The sequence below is a fragment of the Buchnera aphidicola (Thelaxes suberi) genome (assembly GCF_964059005.1).
Classification (GTDB): Bacteria; Pseudomonadota; Gammaproteobacteria; order Enterobacterales; family Enterobacteriaceae; genus Buchnera_I; species Buchnera_I aphidicola_C.
Genome location: NZ_OZ060389.1, coordinates 342,058 through 358,078, shown reverse-complemented (window position 1 = coordinate 358,078; position 16,021 = coordinate 342,058). Strand labels below are relative to the sequence as shown.

At 21.8% G+C, this 16,021-nt stretch carries 19 protein-coding genes; 8 read left to right on the top strand and 11 right to left on the bottom strand.

What is annotated here, in order from left to right; genetic code table 11:
- The first annotated feature begins 109 nt into the window (after nt 1-109).
- Together AB4W61_RS01625 and AB4W61_RS01620 are read left to right on the top strand one after the other, a co-directional pair.
- Nucleotides 110-343: a S4 domain-containing protein gene (locus AB4W61_RS01625; RefSeq protein ID WP_367678790.1), complete on the top strand. Its 234-nt coding sequence runs from the start codon at nt 110-112 to the stop codon at nt 341-343.
- On the top strand, nt 283-1,068 hold the full coding sequence (locus tag AB4W61_RS01620) for an RluA family pseudouridine synthase (RefSeq protein WP_367679161.1): 786 nt from the start codon (nt 283-285) through the stop codon (nt 1,066-1,068). Before AB4W61_RS01625 ends, AB4W61_RS01620 begins: the two co-directional genes overlap by 61 nt.
- A gap of 155 nt (nt 1,069-1,223) precedes the next feature.
- Here AB4W61_RS01620 and aroQ read toward each other — a convergent pair whose 3' ends face one another.
- On the bottom strand, nt 1,224-1,676 hold the full coding sequence (gene aroQ / locus AB4W61_RS01615) for a type II 3-dehydroquinate dehydratase (protein ID WP_367678789.1): 453 nt from the start codon (nt 1,674-1,676) through the stop codon (nt 1,224-1,226).
- Nucleotides 1,677-1,966: 290 nt separating this feature from the next.
- On the opposite strand from aroQ, the gene tldD reads away from it, so the two are divergent.
- Nucleotides 1,967-3,421, top strand: a complete 1,455-nt coding sequence (tldD, locus tag AB4W61_RS01610) for a metalloprotease TldD (RefSeq protein WP_367678788.1) — start codon at nt 1,967-1,969, stop codon at nt 3,419-3,421.
- Nucleotides 3,422-3,528: 107 nt separating this feature from the next.
- Here the strand turns inward: tldD and rplS are convergent, their stop codons facing one another.
- The 6 genes from rplS to AB4W61_RS01580 all read right to left on the bottom strand — a co-directional run bounded on the left by rplS (nt 3,529) and on the right by AB4W61_RS01580 (nt 8,217).
- Nucleotides 3,529-3,876 (bottom strand): 50S ribosomal protein L19, encoded by a 348-nt coding sequence (gene rplS, locus AB4W61_RS01605; RefSeq protein ID WP_367678787.1) that lies wholly within the window; start codon nt 3,874-3,876, stop codon nt 3,529-3,531.
- Between the two features lie 40 nt (nt 3,877-3,916).
- Entirely contained in the window at nt 3,917-4,618 is a 702-nt protein-coding gene (gene trmD / locus AB4W61_RS01600) for a tRNA (guanosine(37)-N1)-methyltransferase TrmD (protein WP_367678786.1), read from the bottom strand.
- A 26-nt stretch (nt 4,619-4,644) separates the two neighbouring features.
- On the bottom strand, nt 4,645-5,187 hold the full coding sequence (gene rimM / locus AB4W61_RS01595) for a ribosome maturation factor RimM (RefSeq protein WP_367678785.1): 543 nt from the start codon (nt 5,185-5,187) through the stop codon (nt 4,645-4,647).
- A gap of 4 nt (nt 5,188-5,191) precedes the next feature.
- A complete protein-coding gene (gene rpsP, locus AB4W61_RS01590; RefSeq protein WP_367678784.1) occupies nt 5,192-5,437 on the bottom strand; it encodes a 30S ribosomal protein S16 in 246 nt (81 codons plus the stop codon).
- 29 nt (nt 5,438-5,466) lie between these two features.
- Nucleotides 5,467-6,813 (bottom strand): signal recognition particle protein, encoded by a 1,347-nt coding sequence (ffh, locus tag AB4W61_RS01585; RefSeq protein ID WP_367678783.1) that lies wholly within the window; start codon nt 6,811-6,813, stop codon nt 5,467-5,469.
- Between the two features lie 255 nt (nt 6,814-7,068).
- On the bottom strand, nt 7,069-8,217 hold the full coding sequence (locus AB4W61_RS01580) for a prephenate dehydratase domain-containing protein (protein ID WP_367678782.1): 1,149 nt from the start codon (nt 8,215-8,217) through the stop codon (nt 7,069-7,071).
- Between the two features lie 374 nt (nt 8,218-8,591).
- Between AB4W61_RS01580 and rplM the strand changes: the two genes are divergently transcribed.
- Together rplM and rpsI are read left to right on the top strand one after the other, a co-directional pair.
- Nucleotides 8,592-9,020: a 50S ribosomal protein L13 gene (rplM, locus tag AB4W61_RS01575; RefSeq protein ID WP_367678781.1), complete on the top strand. Its 429-nt coding sequence runs from the start codon at nt 8,592-8,594 to the stop codon at nt 9,018-9,020.
- 19 nt (nt 9,021-9,039) lie between these two features.
- Nucleotides 9,040-9,432: a 30S ribosomal protein S9 gene (rpsI, locus tag AB4W61_RS01570; RefSeq protein WP_367679160.1), complete on the top strand. Its 393-nt coding sequence runs from the start codon at nt 9,040-9,042 to the stop codon at nt 9,430-9,432.
- 80 nt (nt 9,433-9,512) lie between these two features.
- Here rpsI and cgtA read toward each other — a convergent pair whose 3' ends face one another.
- The 4 genes from cgtA to AB4W61_RS01550 all read right to left on the bottom strand — a co-directional run bounded on the left by cgtA (nt 9,513) and on the right by AB4W61_RS01550 (nt 11,875).
- Entirely contained in the window at nt 9,513-10,526 is a 1,014-nt protein-coding gene (gene cgtA / locus AB4W61_RS01565; RefSeq protein WP_367678780.1) for an Obg family GTPase CgtA, read from the bottom strand.
- 72 nt (nt 10,527-10,598) lie between these two features.
- A complete protein-coding gene (gene rpmA, locus AB4W61_RS01560; RefSeq protein ID WP_367678779.1) occupies nt 10,599-10,850 on the bottom strand; it encodes a 50S ribosomal protein L27 in 252 nt (83 codons plus the stop codon).
- A gap of 14 nt (nt 10,851-10,864) precedes the next feature.
- Nucleotides 10,865-11,176, bottom strand: coding sequence for a 50S ribosomal protein L21 (rplU, locus tag AB4W61_RS01555; protein ID WP_367678778.1), 312 nt, complete (start codon nt 11,174-11,176; stop codon nt 10,865-10,867).
- 444 nt (nt 11,177-11,620) lie between these two features.
- Nucleotides 11,621-11,875, bottom strand: coding sequence for a BolA/IbaG family iron-sulfur metabolism protein (locus AB4W61_RS01550; protein WP_367678777.1), 255 nt, complete (start codon nt 11,873-11,875; stop codon nt 11,621-11,623).
- Between the two features lie 377 nt (nt 11,876-12,252).
- On the opposite strand from AB4W61_RS01550, the gene greA reads away from it, so the two are divergent.
- From greA to ftsH, 3 genes are all read left to right on the top strand, one after another.
- Nucleotides 12,253-12,732: a transcription elongation factor GreA gene (gene greA, locus AB4W61_RS01545; RefSeq protein WP_367678776.1), complete on the top strand. Its 480-nt coding sequence runs from the start codon at nt 12,253-12,255 to the stop codon at nt 12,730-12,732.
- Between the two features lie 198 nt (nt 12,733-12,930).
- Complete coding sequence (locus AB4W61_RS01540) at nt 12,931-13,566, top strand: RlmE family RNA methyltransferase (protein ID WP_367678775.1); 636 nt, start codon at nt 12,931-12,933, stop codon at nt 13,564-13,566.
- Nucleotides 13,567-13,614: 48 nt separating this feature from the next.
- Entirely contained in the window at nt 13,615-15,450 is a 1,836-nt protein-coding gene (gene ftsH / locus AB4W61_RS01535; protein WP_367678774.1) for an ATP-dependent zinc metalloprotease FtsH, read from the top strand.
- Nucleotides 15,451-16,021: the final 571 nt, after the last annotated feature.

Sequence of the window (16,021 nt, the reverse complement as noted above, 5' to 3'; positions counted from 1 at the left end):
ATAATTTTAATTTAATTTTATTAAATTAACAAAATTAACTTTATAATGTGTCAATTGAAATAAGTGTTTTTAATATTTTTATTAAAAATAATAATTTTAGGTATTTTTTATGATAAAAAAAAAATTAAAATGTATTGTTTCTAATATTTATCAAAATTATTTACGGTTAGATAAATTTTTATCCATATTTTTTCCTCAGTATTCACGATCTTTTTTTAAAAAATGTATTAAAAATAAACAGGTTATTGTGAATCAAACAATTGTTGTTCAACCAAAAAAAAAATTATTATTGGAGATAAAATTACAGTATTACCCATTATTGAAAACACACAATTACATATAAAAAACAATTTTTTTTTAAACATTGTATATGAAGATGATTATTTAATGGTACTTAATAAGCAATGCGGCATTATTATGCATCCTGGTATTAAAAATAACCATGATACTATTTTACATTTATTATTAGAAAAATATGCTTATTTAAATTATATACCTAGAGCTGGTATAGTTCATCGTTTAGATAAAAATACAACAGGTTTAGTAATTATTGCAAAAACATTAGAATCATATTTTTGGTTTAATACTATTATGAAAAATAAAAAGATTACACGTGAATATGAAACTATTGTATATGGATTATTATTTACGGATAAAACTATAGAAAATAATGTAGCTAAACATCCTAAAAAAAGAATTAAAATGAGTGTTCAGAAAATAGGGAAAAAAGCTATTACTTATTATAAAATTTTAGCAAGATACAAATATTTTTCGCATTTGAGGGTTAAACTAGAAACAGGTAGAACTCATCAAATAAGAGTACATATGGAATATATCGGGCATCCTGTACTAGGAGATACGTTATATTCTAAACATAATAAAATTAATAAAATTATTTTTTTAAAACACAACAAAGTTAAATTATTAATTAACAATATAGATCGTCAACTTTTACATTCTAAAAAAATTTCTTTTGTACATCCTATTACACAAAAAAAAATGGATATAGAAATACCATTACCAAAAGATATGAGAGATTGTATTAAACAGTTAAAAAAAATTAATTGATAAAAATCATTTATTAAAATTATTTATTTGTAAATAATTTTATTTTTAATAATCATTAAATACATTAATTTTTATTAAAAATTATATATTATTTGTGATGTATTTTACACCTTTCTGTAATTAGAAAAGTGTTTTTATATTTATTAAATAAATTTTTATTTTTTTTTAATGCGATTAATTATAGTTTTTAATGCCCATAAATACCCATCTTTTCCTAATCCAGAAATTATTCCGTGGGATATATCCGAAAACCAAGAGTTTGTACGAAAATTTTCTCTTGCATATATATTAGAAATATGAACTTCAATAAATGGGATATTTATTGCTGATAATGCATCTCTTAAAGCAATACTAGTATGAGTAAAAGCTGCAGGATTAAAAATAATATATACAATGGATTTATTTTTTGCATTATGAATTTCTTCAATAAGCAAATGTTCTGAATTTGATTGAAAATCAAATAATTGTATATTATATTTATTAGCTTCTTTTTTTAAATTTTTAATAATACTAGATAATGTATATGATCCGTATATTGTTGGTTCTCTTTCCCCTAATAAATTTAAATTAGGTCCGTTAATTAATAAAACATTGTTTTTTTTTTCCATATATTATCCTATTGTACATTGTATTATGTAATTAAAATAAATTATGTTATAAATAATAAAAAAATAATTAATTAGATTAATTTTAAAATTGTTTGTTAGATAATAGAAAAATAATAAAAATATTTTTACAATAAAAATTTTTTATAAAAATAATCTAATTAAAAAATTTTTTTTATTATTATATTGAATAACACATGTATAATTATTTAGAATTACATTCCATTTGTTTATTGTTAATAAAAATTAAGTTAATAATAAACTATTTATTTAACGTTTTCGAGTAAATATTTATGAAAAAAAAGGTGGTTGATGCTTTATTAACTATTAATAAACTCAATGAACAAGATGTTTTTTCGATATTACATGAGATATATAAAAAAGATGTTCAATATTCTGATTTATATTTTCAAAAAGTTGAATCAGAATCTTGGATTTTAGAAAATAGAATTGTTAAAGAAGGAAATTATAGTATAGATAAAGGTGTAGGTATGCGTTGTATATCAGGTTATACTACTTTATTTTCTTATTCTAATATTATTAATTTAGATTCTTTGTATAAACTAATAAATAAAATTAAACAAAAAAATATTAATACCATCATACCTTGCACGATAAATAGAATATCACAGAAATTTATTAATGATGTATATGGTATTAAAAATCCTATAGAAAACTTAAAAGATCAAGAAAAAATAAATATTTTATATAAAATTGATCAAATTGCGAGATCTATTGATTCTCGAGTTACGCAAGTTAATGCAATATTAACAAGTAAGTATGAACAAGTTTTAGTTGCTTCTACTGATGGTAATTTATCAGTGGATATTCGACCATTAGTTGGTTTATCAATACAAGTTTTAGTTGAAGAAAAAGGAAAACGTGAAATAGGTAATATGGGAGGAGGGAAAAGAGAAGAATTTACTTTTTTATTTGAAAAAAATCATAATAGTAGTGAAAAATTATTTGAATCATGGGCTCGAGAAGCTGTACGCATTGCATTAATAAAATTATCAGCTAAAGAAGCCCCTTCGGGATTATTGCCGGTAGTATTAGGTTCAGGATGGCCAGGAGTTTTATTACATGAAGCAGTAGGTCACGGTTTAGAAGGAGATTTTAATAGAAAAAAAACTTCTATTTTTAGTGATAAAATAGGTAAAAAAGTAGCATCTAATTTATGTAGTATAGTTGATAATGGAGCATTATCTTCATTAAGAGGATCACTTAATATTGATGATGAAGGAACTATAACACAGTGTAATACATTGATTGAAAATGGGGTATTAAAATCTTATATGCAAGATAAATTTAATGCTCGATTAATGGGGAATAATTTTTCTACTGGAAATTCACGCAGACAATCTTATGCGTATCTTCCTATGCCTAGAATGACTAATACTTATATGTTACCAGGTAAAGATAAACCTGAAGATATTATAAAAAGTATAGAAAATGGTATTTATGCTAAGAATTTTTCTGGAGGTCAAGTTGATATTACTTCTGGTGAATTTGTATTTTCTACATCAGAAGCATATTTAATACGTAAAGGAAAAATTATTCATCCAATAAAAAAAACAATGTTAATTGGCTCAGGAATTGAAGTAATGAATAAAATTTCTATGGTTGGTAATGATTTAGCTTTAGATTCAGGTGTAGGAATATGTGTTAAGGAAGGCCAAAGTATTCCAGTTGGAGTGGGGCAGCCTACCTTGCGAATAGATTCTCTGACTGTAGGTGGTACTAAATAAATTTTATATATATAAAAATATTGTTATGTAGTATACACATAGAATTTATAAAATAATTATGCAGCAATATATACTGCATGATTATTTCAATTATTTATTATTAAATGTTATTTTAATCGTTCTTTAATACGAGCAGATTTTCCTGTTCTTCCTCTTAAAAAATATAATTTAGATTTTCTTACATGACCTTTCCGTAATATAATTATTTTTTCAATAATAGGAGAATATTTTTGAAATACTCGTTCTATTCCTTCTCCATTAGATATTTTTCTTACAGTAAAAGATGAATTTATGCTTCTATTTTTTTTACTTATAACAACACCTGTAAAATTTTGAGTTCTTTTTTTTTCCCCTTCTACAATCCATACACTTACTTCTATAGTATCTCCTGTTTTAAATATAGGAAATGTTTTTTTCATTTGTTTTTGTTCAATTTTTTGAATTATATTATACATAATTTGCTCATTTTTTCTGTCTTAAATTATTTTTTTATATTTATTTATCTTTATTAAATTTAATGTTATATAATAAGTCAGGCCTTTTTTCCCAAGTTTTTTTTATCGCATTTTTTATTCTCCATTCGTTAATTTTATTATGATTTCCAGATAATAGTACTTGAGGAACTTGAATTCCAGAAACTGTTTTTGGTCGTGTATAATGAGCGTGATCTAAAATTCCTGTAAAAAAAGATTCTTCTTTTAAAGATTGTTTTTTGGATATTACTCCTGGAATAAATCTAGTAATAACATCAATTAATACCATCGCAGCTAGTTCACCTCCACTTAAAATATAATCGCCAATTGACCATTCTTCATCAATTTCATTTTCAATAACCCTTTCATCAATACCTTCATATCTTCCACATACGAATATTAATGTTTTATTTTTAATAATTTTATTTATGTTTTTTTGATTTATTTGTTTTCCTTGAGGAGATAAATAAATTACTTTAATAGGATTTTTACATAATAATTTTGCGTTATTAATTGCTTTCTGTAATGGAGGTGCAGTAAATATCATTCCAGCTCCTCCACCATATGGCTTGTCGTCAATGTTTTTTCTTTTTTGATCAGAAAAATTTCTTAGTTGTAATAATGTTATTGTAATTATGTTTTTTTTAATTGCTTTATGTATTATTCCATATTTCATAATTGGAAAAAACATTTCAGGAAAAATGCTAATAATTTTTATATCCATAATTATCTTCAAATTTTTTATTTTACTTAATATAAAAAATTGTTTTTAACAATAATTGTTTTAATATTAATATTCACTTTTATTATGATTTTTGATACTATAAAAGGAATATATATTTCTTTTTTTTTTTCATTATTATGAATAACAAGTATATCATAAAATTTATTTTCAATGATATGCGTAACTATTCCTAAGTGTTTGTCGATTTCATCATAAACATTACAATTAATAATATCTTTCCAATAATATTCTCCTTTGCGTAAATATGAAAGATTAGTTTGATTTACTAAAATTTTTTTATTTATTAGAATATTGCATTCATTTCTATTATTTATATCAACTATTTTTATAATAAATTTTTTATTATGAATTTTCCAACTTTCTAATTGAATTTTTTCAAAATAAGTATGATTTTGAATAATCCAAGGTTTATATGAAAATATTTTTTTTTTTATTTCAGTAAAAGAAATTAGATGCAACCATCCTGATACTCCAAATGGAGAACTAATTTTACCGACTATTATTAAATTTCTTTGATCATAAAGTATGTTTTTTTTTTCTTTGTTCATATTTTTATGATTTTTTTTGTTTTTTTATTAAATATTTAGTTTTTTCAGAAAATTGCGCGCCTTGTTTAATCCAATATTGTAATCTATCATCGTTAATATAGATCTTTTCTTTTCTATTTTTACATATAGGACTAAAAAACCCAATTTTTTCAATAAATTTTCCATCTCTTGGTGATTTATTATTTGCAATAACTATTTTATAAAACGGTTTTTTTTTAGCTCCGTGACGTGCTAATCTTATTTTAATCATTTTTATTTTGCCTATATAGTTATATTTTTTTATTTTAAAAAAATATTTTTTAGATTTTCAAAAATACTCTTAATATTTCCTTTTTTTACTTTTTTCATGATTTTTTGTAAATATAAAAATTGTTTTAACATAATATTAATATCTTGTATATGTACCCCTGAACCTAATGCAATTCTTTTTTTTCGCGAAAATTTAATAATATTAGGATTTTTTTTTTCTTTTTCATTCATAGAATAAATAATTGCAGAAAATTTTTTTAATGTTTTATCATCAATTGATGATTTATTAGAATTATTAAAAAAATTATTATTAGGTAATCGATTAATAAAACTACTTAAACCTCCTATTTTTTTTAACTCTTGAATATGCATTAAAAAATCGTTTAAATCAAAATTTTTATTTGAATTTATTGTTTTAGATAAGTTTTTTGATTGTTTATCTGTTATTTTATTTTCTATTTCTTCAATTATTGATACAACATCATCCATACCTAAAATTCTTTTAGCAATTTTTTCAGGATCAAACAATTCAATAGCATTTATTTTTTCACCTGATCCGATAAATTTGATAGGTTTTCCTGTCATTTCTCTAACTGACAAAGCAACTCCTGCTCGAGAATTTCCATCTGTTTTTGTTATTATTATTCCTGTTAGATCAATGTATTGCTTAAATTGGTTAGTAATATTATTAGCATCTTGACCAACCATTGCGTCAATAATTAATAATGTTTCAATAGGAGAAATAGATTGATAGATATCATTTAATTCATTCATCATTACTACATTATCATGAAGTCTTCCAGCAGTATCAATTATAACAACTTCATAATTATTTTTTTTACTATATTTTATAGCTGATTGTGCGATTTCTATCGGTTTTTTATTTTTTAATGGAAGAAAAAAATCTATTTTAATTTGATTAGATAAAATTTGTAATTGTTCAATAGCTGCTGGTCGATATATATCTAATGAAGTTATTAATATTTTTTTTTTATTTTTTTCTTTAATATATTTACCTAATTTTGCTGATGTTGTTGTCTTTCCCATTCCTTGTAATCCAACTAATAAAATTATAGATGGAATAGATGATGATAAATTTAAATTTTGATTTTTACTTTGCATACAAAATATTAATTCTTTTTGTACAATTTTTATAAATTCTTGTCCAGGTGTAAGAGTATTATTTAGTTCTTTTCCAATTGCTTTAATTTCAACATTTTTAATAAATTTTTTTACTACTGGCAAAGAAACATCTGCTTCTAATAAAGCTGTTCTAACTTCTCTTAAAGTATCATAAATGTTTTTTTGAGTAATTCTACCAGAATTAGATACTTTATTTAAAATTTTACGTAAATGTTCAGTTAAATTGTTAAACATTTTTTTCTCAATTTTCTATATGAAATAATTATATATAAAACATTATTTTATGTGATTACTATAGGTAGTAAATAAAGTTAACTTAGTATAAATAATATAATTTTTTTTATCTTTTATAATAAATTAATTTTAATATAATCTATACTAAATAGACAATTTAAATAACAAAAATTTTATTTTTTTAAATATTTATATTTTAATAAGTATTATTAAATATTATAATTTTAATTATTAAAATATTTTACATTTATTTTTTTAAAAATTATTACAATTATTAATTGAATAAGATCCTAGTGTTTTACAAAAATCGGTTAAATTTTTTATATCATCAATAATTTTTATAATATTATTATTACTTAGTTTATGTTTAATTTCAAAATAAAAAAAATGCTTTATTGGATCTTCGATAATAGGAAACGTTTGAATTTTATGAATAATAATTTCATTTTCTTGAACTATTCTGATAATTTTTAATAAATTATTTATTTTATTTTGAACAATAAAAATAAAAGACATTTTAACTACTTCATTTTCTTTATTTTTTTTTGGTTTATTAGAAATAATAATAAATCTAGTAATATTATTTTTTTTATTAGCAATATTATCTTTAATAACTTTTAAATTATATAAAGATCCTCCTTCTTGACTTCCTAATACCGCTTTTTCAATTGAATTATATTGCGATATTTTTTCCATACCATTAGAACTGCTATGTACATTTTTTATTTTCCAATGAGGAAACAATTTAATAAAATTACTACACTGTTTTAAAGGTTGATAATGTGAATATACAGTTTTTATAGTTGAATAATTAGCATGTTTAACAGACAATAAACAGTGATTAATTAATAAAAATATCTCATTAATAATAAAAACATTGTGTTTCAATAATAAATTAAATACTTCTTGAATCGATCCTGAACTAGTATTTTCTAATGGTAATAATCCATAATATGAACTATTTGATTCAACATAATTAATAATTTCTTTAAAATTATCAGTTTTAATAATATTAAACGTATAATTATTTATTTGATTTTTTTGGTATTCTAAAAATGCTAGGTATGAATATGAGCCTTCAGGTCCAAGTAATGCAATTTTTTTTATTTTTTTATGTAATTCATTTTGAATAAAATATGTTTGCTCTTGAATTGAATTCGAAATAATTAATTTAAATATTTGTACCGCAAACTCTGTATTAAGTTGTTTAGTTTTAGCAAGTATTTGAATATTATCTATTAGTTCTTTTTCTCTGTGTTTATCTTTGATATTTAAATTATTTAAAATTTTTTCTTTAGCTATTTCTTGAGCAAGCATTTTTCTTTTAGCAAGCAAAGAAATAATTTTATAATCGATTTCGTTAATTTGTATACGAATTTTTTCTATTATTTTTTTTTTTTTCATATTTTAAAATCCACTATGTAATTTACATACATGAAATAATGATAAATCTTTTTAATTTTAGATTGCAATATAATTTTTATCTAAATTAGACTATGATTTAAAATTATAATTTTTCATTCATTAATTATATTTATTATAATATTATTCATATAATACATGAATATTTTTGTTTAATTTAGTTATGAACTTTAATTATAATGAATATACTTTAATTATTAAATTGATCGTGTTATTATTTTTAATAGATTTTAATTAAAATTTATTTAATTTAATAATCTGTATATTTTAAAAAATTTTTTTATATACAATATTATTGTATCTTTAAATGAAATATTTTATATACAAAAATTTTGAATCATATAGGTTATATAAATATGAAAACTTTTTCAGCAAAAAAAAATGAAATTGAAAAAAAATGGTATTATATAGATGCCAAAAATAAAATATTAGGAAGATTAGCAACTATTTTATCTACATATCTAAGAGGTAAACATAAACCAGAATATACTAGTCATATGGATACTGGTGATTATATAATTGTTATTAACGCTAAAAAAATATTATTAACAGGAAAGAAAAATAGCGATAAAATGTATTACCATCACACAGGATATATAGGTGGAATTAAAAAAATTAGTTTTAAAGACATGATTATTAAAAATCCAGAACGTGTTATTTATCTTGCAGTGAAAGGTATGTTACCAAAAAACACATTAAGCAAATCCGTATTAAAAAACTTAAAAATTTTTTCGGATTCAGAACATACTCATGCAGCTCAAAATCCACAATTATTAAAAATTTAGATTTTAACAATATCAGGCAATTATAATTATGCAAAATTATGGGACAGGTAGAAGAAAAAGTTCTTCAGCTCGTGTTTTTATAAAAAAAGGAAGTGGTAATATTATAATTAATAAATTTGCCATAGAAAAATATTTTTTAAGGGAAAATGCTAGAAAAATAATTTTGCAACCTTTATTTTTAGTTAATATGAATGATAAAATGGATTTATATATAACTGTAAAAGGAGGAGGTAATTCTGGACAAGCAGGAGCAATACGTCACGGAATAACTCGTGCTTTAATTAATTATGATCAAACTTTTAAATCTATATTAAAAAAATCAGGATTTGTTACTAGAGATTCTAGAGAAGTAGAAAGAAAAAAAGTAGGTTTAAGAAAATCCAGAAAAAAACCGCAATTTTCAAAACGTTAATTAGAATATTTTTTTCAACACGAGATATAATTTTATCCGAGTTGAAAAAAATAAAATGTATATCTATATTTTTAAAATAATTAACTATTTTTATTTAAAAATAACCATAAATTTTTACATAAATTCTGAATTCCTATTTTTTCCTTTGCTGATATAAAAAAAATTTTGTCTTGATAATCTATTTTTTTTAATATTTTAGATATTTGTATATTTTCATTTTTTTTATTTATTAAGTCAATTTTATTAAATACAATCCATCTAGGTTTTAAATATAATTCGTTACTATAATTTTTAATTTCATTTAATATTATTTTTATATTTTGCAATAAATCTGAACCGTCGGATGGCATAATATCAATAATATGTATGAGTATTTTACATCGCTCTAAATGTTTTAAAAATTGAATACCTAAACCGATTCCTTTATGTGCGTTTTTAATTAATCCAGGAATATCAGCAATAACAAATTTTTTTTTTAAACTAACTTTAACTACTCCTAGATATGGATGTAATGTAGTAAATGGATAAGAGGCTGTTTTTGACAACGATTTTGAAATGCTATTAATTAAAGTTGATTTTCCAGCATTAGGTAATCCTAATGTACCAACGTCAGCTAATATTATTAATTTTAATTTAATTTTTCTTGATTCACCTTTTTTTCCCAATGTTTTTTTATAAGGGGATCTATTGGTAGAAGATTTAAATCGAAGATTACCTAATCCATTATAACCTCCTTTTACAATTAATATTTTTTTTTTTTCTTTACTGTCAAAGTCTGTAATTAATGTATTACTAATAGAATCAATTATTTGAGTTCCTACAGGAACTGTAATTATTAAATCACTACCATTTTTTCCGGTGCAATTTTTTGGTTTACCAGGGTATCCGTGTTCCGCTTGAAATTTTTTTTTAAATTGATATGCTGATAAGGTATTTATATTTGTATCAATTTCAATCCAAATATCACCTCCTTTTCCTCCATTACCTCCATCAGGCCCCCCTTTAGGGATAAATTTTTCTCTTCGAAAACTAATACAACCATCACCTCCGTTTCCAGCTGTAACTTCAATATCTACTTCGTCAATAAATTTCATAATATTCCTAAAAAAATTAATATATGTTTAATATTTAATTTTTTATATTATTGATAATAATTACTACATTAATTAAATAATATTAATATAATTACGATTATTTTTTCCTTTTTTTATAAATTGAACAAATCCATGTTTTATAGCAAATAAAGTGTGATCTTTACCACATTTTACATTTAAACCGGGATGAAATTTTGTTCCTCTTTGTCTTACTAAAATACATCCTGCTACGACATGTTCCCCCCCAAATTTTTTTACTCCTAATTTTTTGGGGTTTGAATCTCGACCATTTCGAGTTGAACCTCCAGCTTTTTTATGTGCCATTTTTTTTCTCTTTATTAGTAGTGGATTTTCATAATTTTTATTGAAGTAAATAGCTGTCTATGACCTTGTGTTTTTTTATAGTGTTTTCTTCTTTTGAATTTAATAATATTAATTTTTTTTAATTTTCCTTGTTCTGATATTTGAGCATCAATATATGAATTTTGTAAATATGGTTGACCTAATTTTTTTTTATTATTTTTATTGATCATTAATATTTTTTTTATTTTTATTATAGATCCAATAGATTCTGTTAATCTTTCTATTTTTATTATATCGCCTTCTGAAACACGATATTGTTTACCTCCACTAATAAAAATGGCATACATAAAATTTTTTTCCTTATTATTAAAAATTTAAAATTTTTTATTTTAATTTATTGAATTATTAATTCATATATGTATTTAAATTATCATGTAAATAAATAATTTTTCAATAAAAATTAAAACTCTGTTTTTTTAAAAAAACTTTTACTTTTATTTAAAAATACATATAAATATGTATTTTAATTAAATTTTTTATTATATGTATAAAATATTTTTTTTAATTTATTAAATATATCTAATAAAATTATATTTTATAAACATATTTAATCTTTTATAAAATTAAAATTAATAAAAAATTTCTTAAATATCTGTTTTCTATATTTTTTAATAAAAAATATAGAAAATTTTATGTTTATATCATAAATTTTAAATTTTATATTTTATTTAAAATATTTAATTAATTAAAAATTAATTTTTTAATTTATATATTTTATAAAATTATTTCATTTAAAAAGAAATTTTTTTACTTTTTTTTTTCCATTCTTCAGGTGTAAAAGTATAAATGTTGATAGCGTGAATAGTTTTATTTGTAATATAAACTGTTAGAGGGGCGTATATAATTTTTTGTCGTTGCAAAGAATTCATATTATGAAATATTTTATCAACTGCAATAATTTTTATATTATTTTCATCCCCTTCAACATAGATTTCTTGTAATGATATTTTTTCTTGAATTATTTTTTTTATTTTTTTTATGATCATATGTATGTGATTTATTTTTATATAGTGAAATCATATTTAACAAATAATTGATTATAAAAATACTATTAGATTTATTAATGATCTGTATATTATAATAAAAATTAATAATTATTAAGTAGTTAGATTAATAAAACCAATGAATTTTATTCAATTATAGTATTTATTATAGTGAATAAAAATTATTTATATATAGTATATAATACTATACTAATTATTTTAAATATAAATAAAAATTTTTTTCTATTTTTGATTTTAATTCTATTTTTACTTTTAATATTACAATATCTATATCACTATTTTATTAAAAAGTTAATCATTGTAAATCCTAATATTTTAATTTAGATATATTTAATAGAATAGATTATGGAGAATATAGTATGATAGATCAAATTCCTATTACAATATCTGGTGAAAAAAAACTTATAAAAGAATTAAACATATTAAAAAAAATTAAAAGACCCCAAATTATTAATGCTTTAAAAGAAGCAAGAAATCATGGAGATTTAAAAGAAAATGCTGAATATCATGCAGCTCGTGAAGAACAGAGTTTTTGTGAAGGAAGAATTAGATATATTGAAACGATATTATCAAAAGCAAATATTATAGATATTAAAAAAATTAATAGCAATGGTCGAGTTATTTTTGGATCTACAATTACAATTTTAAATATATTTCAAAAAAAAATTAGTACATATCGGATTGTCGGAGATGATGAATCTAATTTTAAAAAAAAATTAATTTCAATTAATTCTCCTGTTGCTCGTTATTTAATAGGCAAAAAAATAAATGATATTGTATCAGTTAAAACCCCTCGAGGTTCAGTATCATATAAAATTTTGAGTATTGAACATATTTAAATTCTTCTTTTAGTTAAATTTTTATTCATAAGATATAAAATATTTTTATTTATTTTAAAATATGAAATTAAGTCAATAAAATTTAATTAGAAAAATATTTTGTTTATATTTTTTGATTATTAATAAATATTACAATTTATGATTTTATATAATTCAAAAATATTTATTTTTTTAAACATTAAACTATGAAGAAATATTATGAATAAAAAAAATCGATCTATTAATTATTTAAATCGGTTTAAGTGTTATTTTAAAGATAAATACACACGTGATGCACATGAAAGAAAAATACGCTCTCGATCTTGGTTTAAATTAGAAGAAATTGATCGTATTGATAATATTATTACAAATAAAAAACATATAGTAGATTTAGGATCATATCCAGGAGGTTGGTCTCAGTACATTGCAAAAAAAACAATATTACAAAAAAACAGAGAAATTATTGCCATTGATATTACTTTTATGAAACCAATAGAAGGGGTATCATTCATTCAGGGAGATGTAATGAAACAAGAGTTTTTGGATTCATTTTTAGGTTATTTAAAAAAAAAACCTATTGATTTATTAGTATCAGATATGGCGCCTAAAACTACTGGTATTGCATCAATAGATGTTTCTAAATCTATTTATTTAGCTCAATTAGCTTTTAGTATTGCGAAAATAGTTTTGATTAATTCAGGTTGTTTTTTAGTTAAAGTTTTTCAGGGAGATGGATTCGATGCATATTTAAGAACAATACGTAGCTATTTTTCGTCTGTTAAAATAAGAAAACCGAAATCATCACGATCGTATTCACGTGAAGTTTTCATTGTTGCAGGTAATAAAAAAAAATAAAATTATCTGTTGTTATTTAAATTTTGTAATTATTATGAGGTTACTTTTTTGAATGATACGACTAAAAATTTGATCTTTTGGTTGATAATTTCAATTTTAGTGATGTCTATTTTCCAAAGCATTAATGTAAATAGTATAAAACTTAAAAAAGTAGATTATTCTACTTTTAAAACAGAAATTAACCAAGATCAAATTCATGAAGTACAAATTAACAGTAATTATATCAAAGTCATTAAAAAAGATAGTAGTCAATATGGTACATATGTTCCTATGAATGATCCTAGACTATTAGATAATTTATTAAAAAATCATATTAAAATTACAGGAATAGCTCCAGAACAACCTAATTGGTTCATTTCTTTAATGTTTTCTTGGTTTCCAATGTTGTTTTTAATAGGTATTTGGCTCTTTTTTATGAAACAAATTCAAATTAATGGAGGTGGAAAAGGAGCATTATCTTTTGGAAAAAGTAAAGCTAAAATGTTAATGGAGAATGAAATAAAAATTACTTTTAATGACGTTGCAGGATGTGATGAAGCTAAAGAAGAAGTAGAAGAATTAGTAGAATACTTAAGAGAACCTGAAAAATTTAAAAAATTAGGAGCTAAAATACCAAAGGGAATTTTAATGATTGGACCTCCTGGAACTGGTAAAACTTTATTAGCTAAAGCTATTGCAGGAGAAGCTAAAGTTCCTTTTTTTACTATTTCGGGTTCTGATTTTGTAGAAATGTTTGTAGGAGTTGGGGCATCTAGAGTTCGAGATATGTTTGAACAATCTAGACGAGTTGCTCCTTGTATTATATTTATTGATGAAATTGACGCAGTAGGTAGACAGAGAGGAGCTGGTTTAGGAGGAGGGCATGATGAAAGAGAACAAACTTTAAATCAAATGCTTGTTGAAATGGATGGGTTTGAAGGAAATGAAGGGGTAATTTTAATTGCTGCAACTAATAGACCTGATGTATTAGATCCAGCATTATTAAGGCCTGGTAGATTTGATAGACAAGTTGTAGTGTCGTTACCTGATATCAGGGGTAGAAAAAATATATTAGATTTGCATATGAAAAAAATTCCTTTCAAAAAGGATGTTAATTCTATGACTATTGCAAGAGGTACTCCTGGTTTTTCTGGTGCAGATTTAGCAAATTTAGTTAACGAAGCTGCTTTATTTTCTGCTCGTTGTGGAAAAACAGTTGTTTCTATGTTTGCTTTTGAAAAAGCAAAAGATAAAATATTATTAGGTGCGGAAAGAAAATCCATGGTTATGAGTGAGTTTCAAAAAGAAGCTACAGCTTATCATGAAGCTGGTCATGCTATTGTAGGAAGATTAGTTCCAGAACATGATCCAGCTCATAAAGTTACGATTATTCCTCGAGGAAAAGCTTTAGGAGTAACTTTTTTTCTTCCTACAGAAGATGCTTTAAGCATTAGCCGTAATAAATTAGAAAGTCAAATATCTACATTATATGGAGGTCGGTTGGCGGAAGAAATAATTTATGGTAAAAAACTGGTTTCTACTGGAGCTTCAAATGATATAAAGATTGCAACAAGTTTAGCTCGTAATATGGTTACTAAATGGGGTTTTTCAGAAAAATTAGGCCCTTTATTATATTTTAAAGACGAAGAAGAAATTTTTTTAGGAAGAGATGTTTCTCGTAATAAATCTATTTCTGATAAGACAGCAAGAATTATTGATAAAGAAATTAAGGTAATAATCGATCGAAATTATGAAAGAGCTAGGAATATTTTATCAAAAAATTTAGATATTTTACATTCTATGAAAGATGCTTTATTAAAATATGAAACAATTGAATCTCTACAAATAGATGAATTAATGAATAAAAAAAATGTTACTCCCCCTTTTGATTATAAAGAAAAATAATAAAAAATTATTATAATTTTTGCGATGTTAGATATAAGAATTATATTAATTGAGATAATTTAATTATCTAGAAATTTTTTTGTAAAATTTAAATAAATTAGATTAATAATGTGTTTTAAAACAAATACAAATATAAATAATTTTAAAAAAATATTTTTAATATTGGTTATTCATTATATCTTTTTATTTACGATTATAGTAACGTAATTGTAGATGATGATTAATAACGACAATATATTATTAAGGATTGTTATTAATCATTACCTATTTTTTAGTATTTTTGTACTATGTTTAATTTTTTTTAAATATTTTACAAAATATGAAATAATATTTATTTTTAATTTTATATGTTTTAAATTTTTTATTATTATCTATATAATAAATTAGATTTTATTTATTTATAAATTTAATAATTATTTAAAACCATTAATTATAATTATACAAATGTTATACTAAATATAAATCGTTATAATATGTAAATAACAAATTTAATTATATTTAATATATAAAATATATAATTATTTATATTTAAAAATTTTTTATAATTAATAAACAAAATTTTTTTTTAAAA

Excerpts from the sequence above, each read along its gene's own strand:
- rpsP (WP_367678784.1), bottom strand. The coding sequence starts at position 5,437 with ATGATTAAAATAAGATTAGCACGTCACGGAGCTAAAAAAAAACCGTTT.
- cgtA (WP_367678780.1), bottom strand. The coding sequence starts at position 10,526 with ATGAAATTTATTGACGAAGTAGATATTGAAGTTACAGCTGGAAACGGA.
- AB4W61_RS01580 (WP_367678782.1), bottom strand. The coding sequence starts at position 8,217 with ATGAAAAAAAAAAAAATAATAGAAAAAATTCGTATACAAATTAACGAA.
- AB4W61_RS01625 (WP_367678790.1), top strand. The coding sequence starts at position 110 with ATGATAAAAAAAAAATTAAAATGTATTGTTTCTAATATTTATCAAAAT.
- ffh (WP_367678783.1), bottom strand. The coding sequence starts at position 6,813 with ATGTTTAACAATTTAACTGAACATTTACGTAAAATTTTAAATAAAGTA.
- rimM (WP_367678785.1), bottom strand. The coding sequence starts at position 5,187 with ATGAACAAAGAAAAAAAAAACATACTTTATGATCAAAGAAATTTAATA.
- aroQ (WP_367678789.1), bottom strand. The coding sequence starts at position 1,676 with ATGGAAAAAAAAAACAATGTTTTATTAATTAACGGACCTAATTTAAAT.
- rplS (WP_367678787.1), bottom strand. The coding sequence starts at position 3,876 with ATGTATAATATAATTCAAAAAATTGAACAAAAACAAATGAAAAAAACA.
- trmD (WP_367678786.1), bottom strand. The coding sequence starts at position 4,618 with ATGGATATAAAAATTATTAGCATTTTTCCTGAAATGTTTTTTCCAATT.
- tldD (WP_367678788.1), top strand. The coding sequence starts at position 1,967 with ATGAAAAAAAAGGTGGTTGATGCTTTATTAACTATTAATAAACTCAAT.
- greA (WP_367678776.1), top strand. The coding sequence starts at position 12,253 with ATGATAGATCAAATTCCTATTACAATATCTGGTGAAAAAAAACTTATA.
- AB4W61_RS01540 (WP_367678775.1), top strand. The coding sequence starts at position 12,931 with ATGAATAAAAAAAATCGATCTATTAATTATTTAAATCGGTTTAAGTGT.
- AB4W61_RS01550 (WP_367678777.1), bottom strand. The coding sequence starts at position 11,875 with ATGATCATAAAAAAAATAAAAAAAATAATTCAAGAAAAAATATCATTA.
- rplU (WP_367678778.1), bottom strand. The coding sequence starts at position 11,176 with ATGTATGCCATTTTTATTAGTGGAGGTAAACAATATCGTGTTTCAGAA.
- rplM (WP_367678781.1), top strand. The coding sequence starts at position 8,592 with ATGAAAACTTTTTCAGCAAAAAAAAATGAAATTGAAAAAAAATGGTAT.
- rpmA (WP_367678779.1), bottom strand. The coding sequence starts at position 10,850 with ATGGCACATAAAAAAGCTGGAGGTTCAACTCGAAATGGTCGAGATTCA.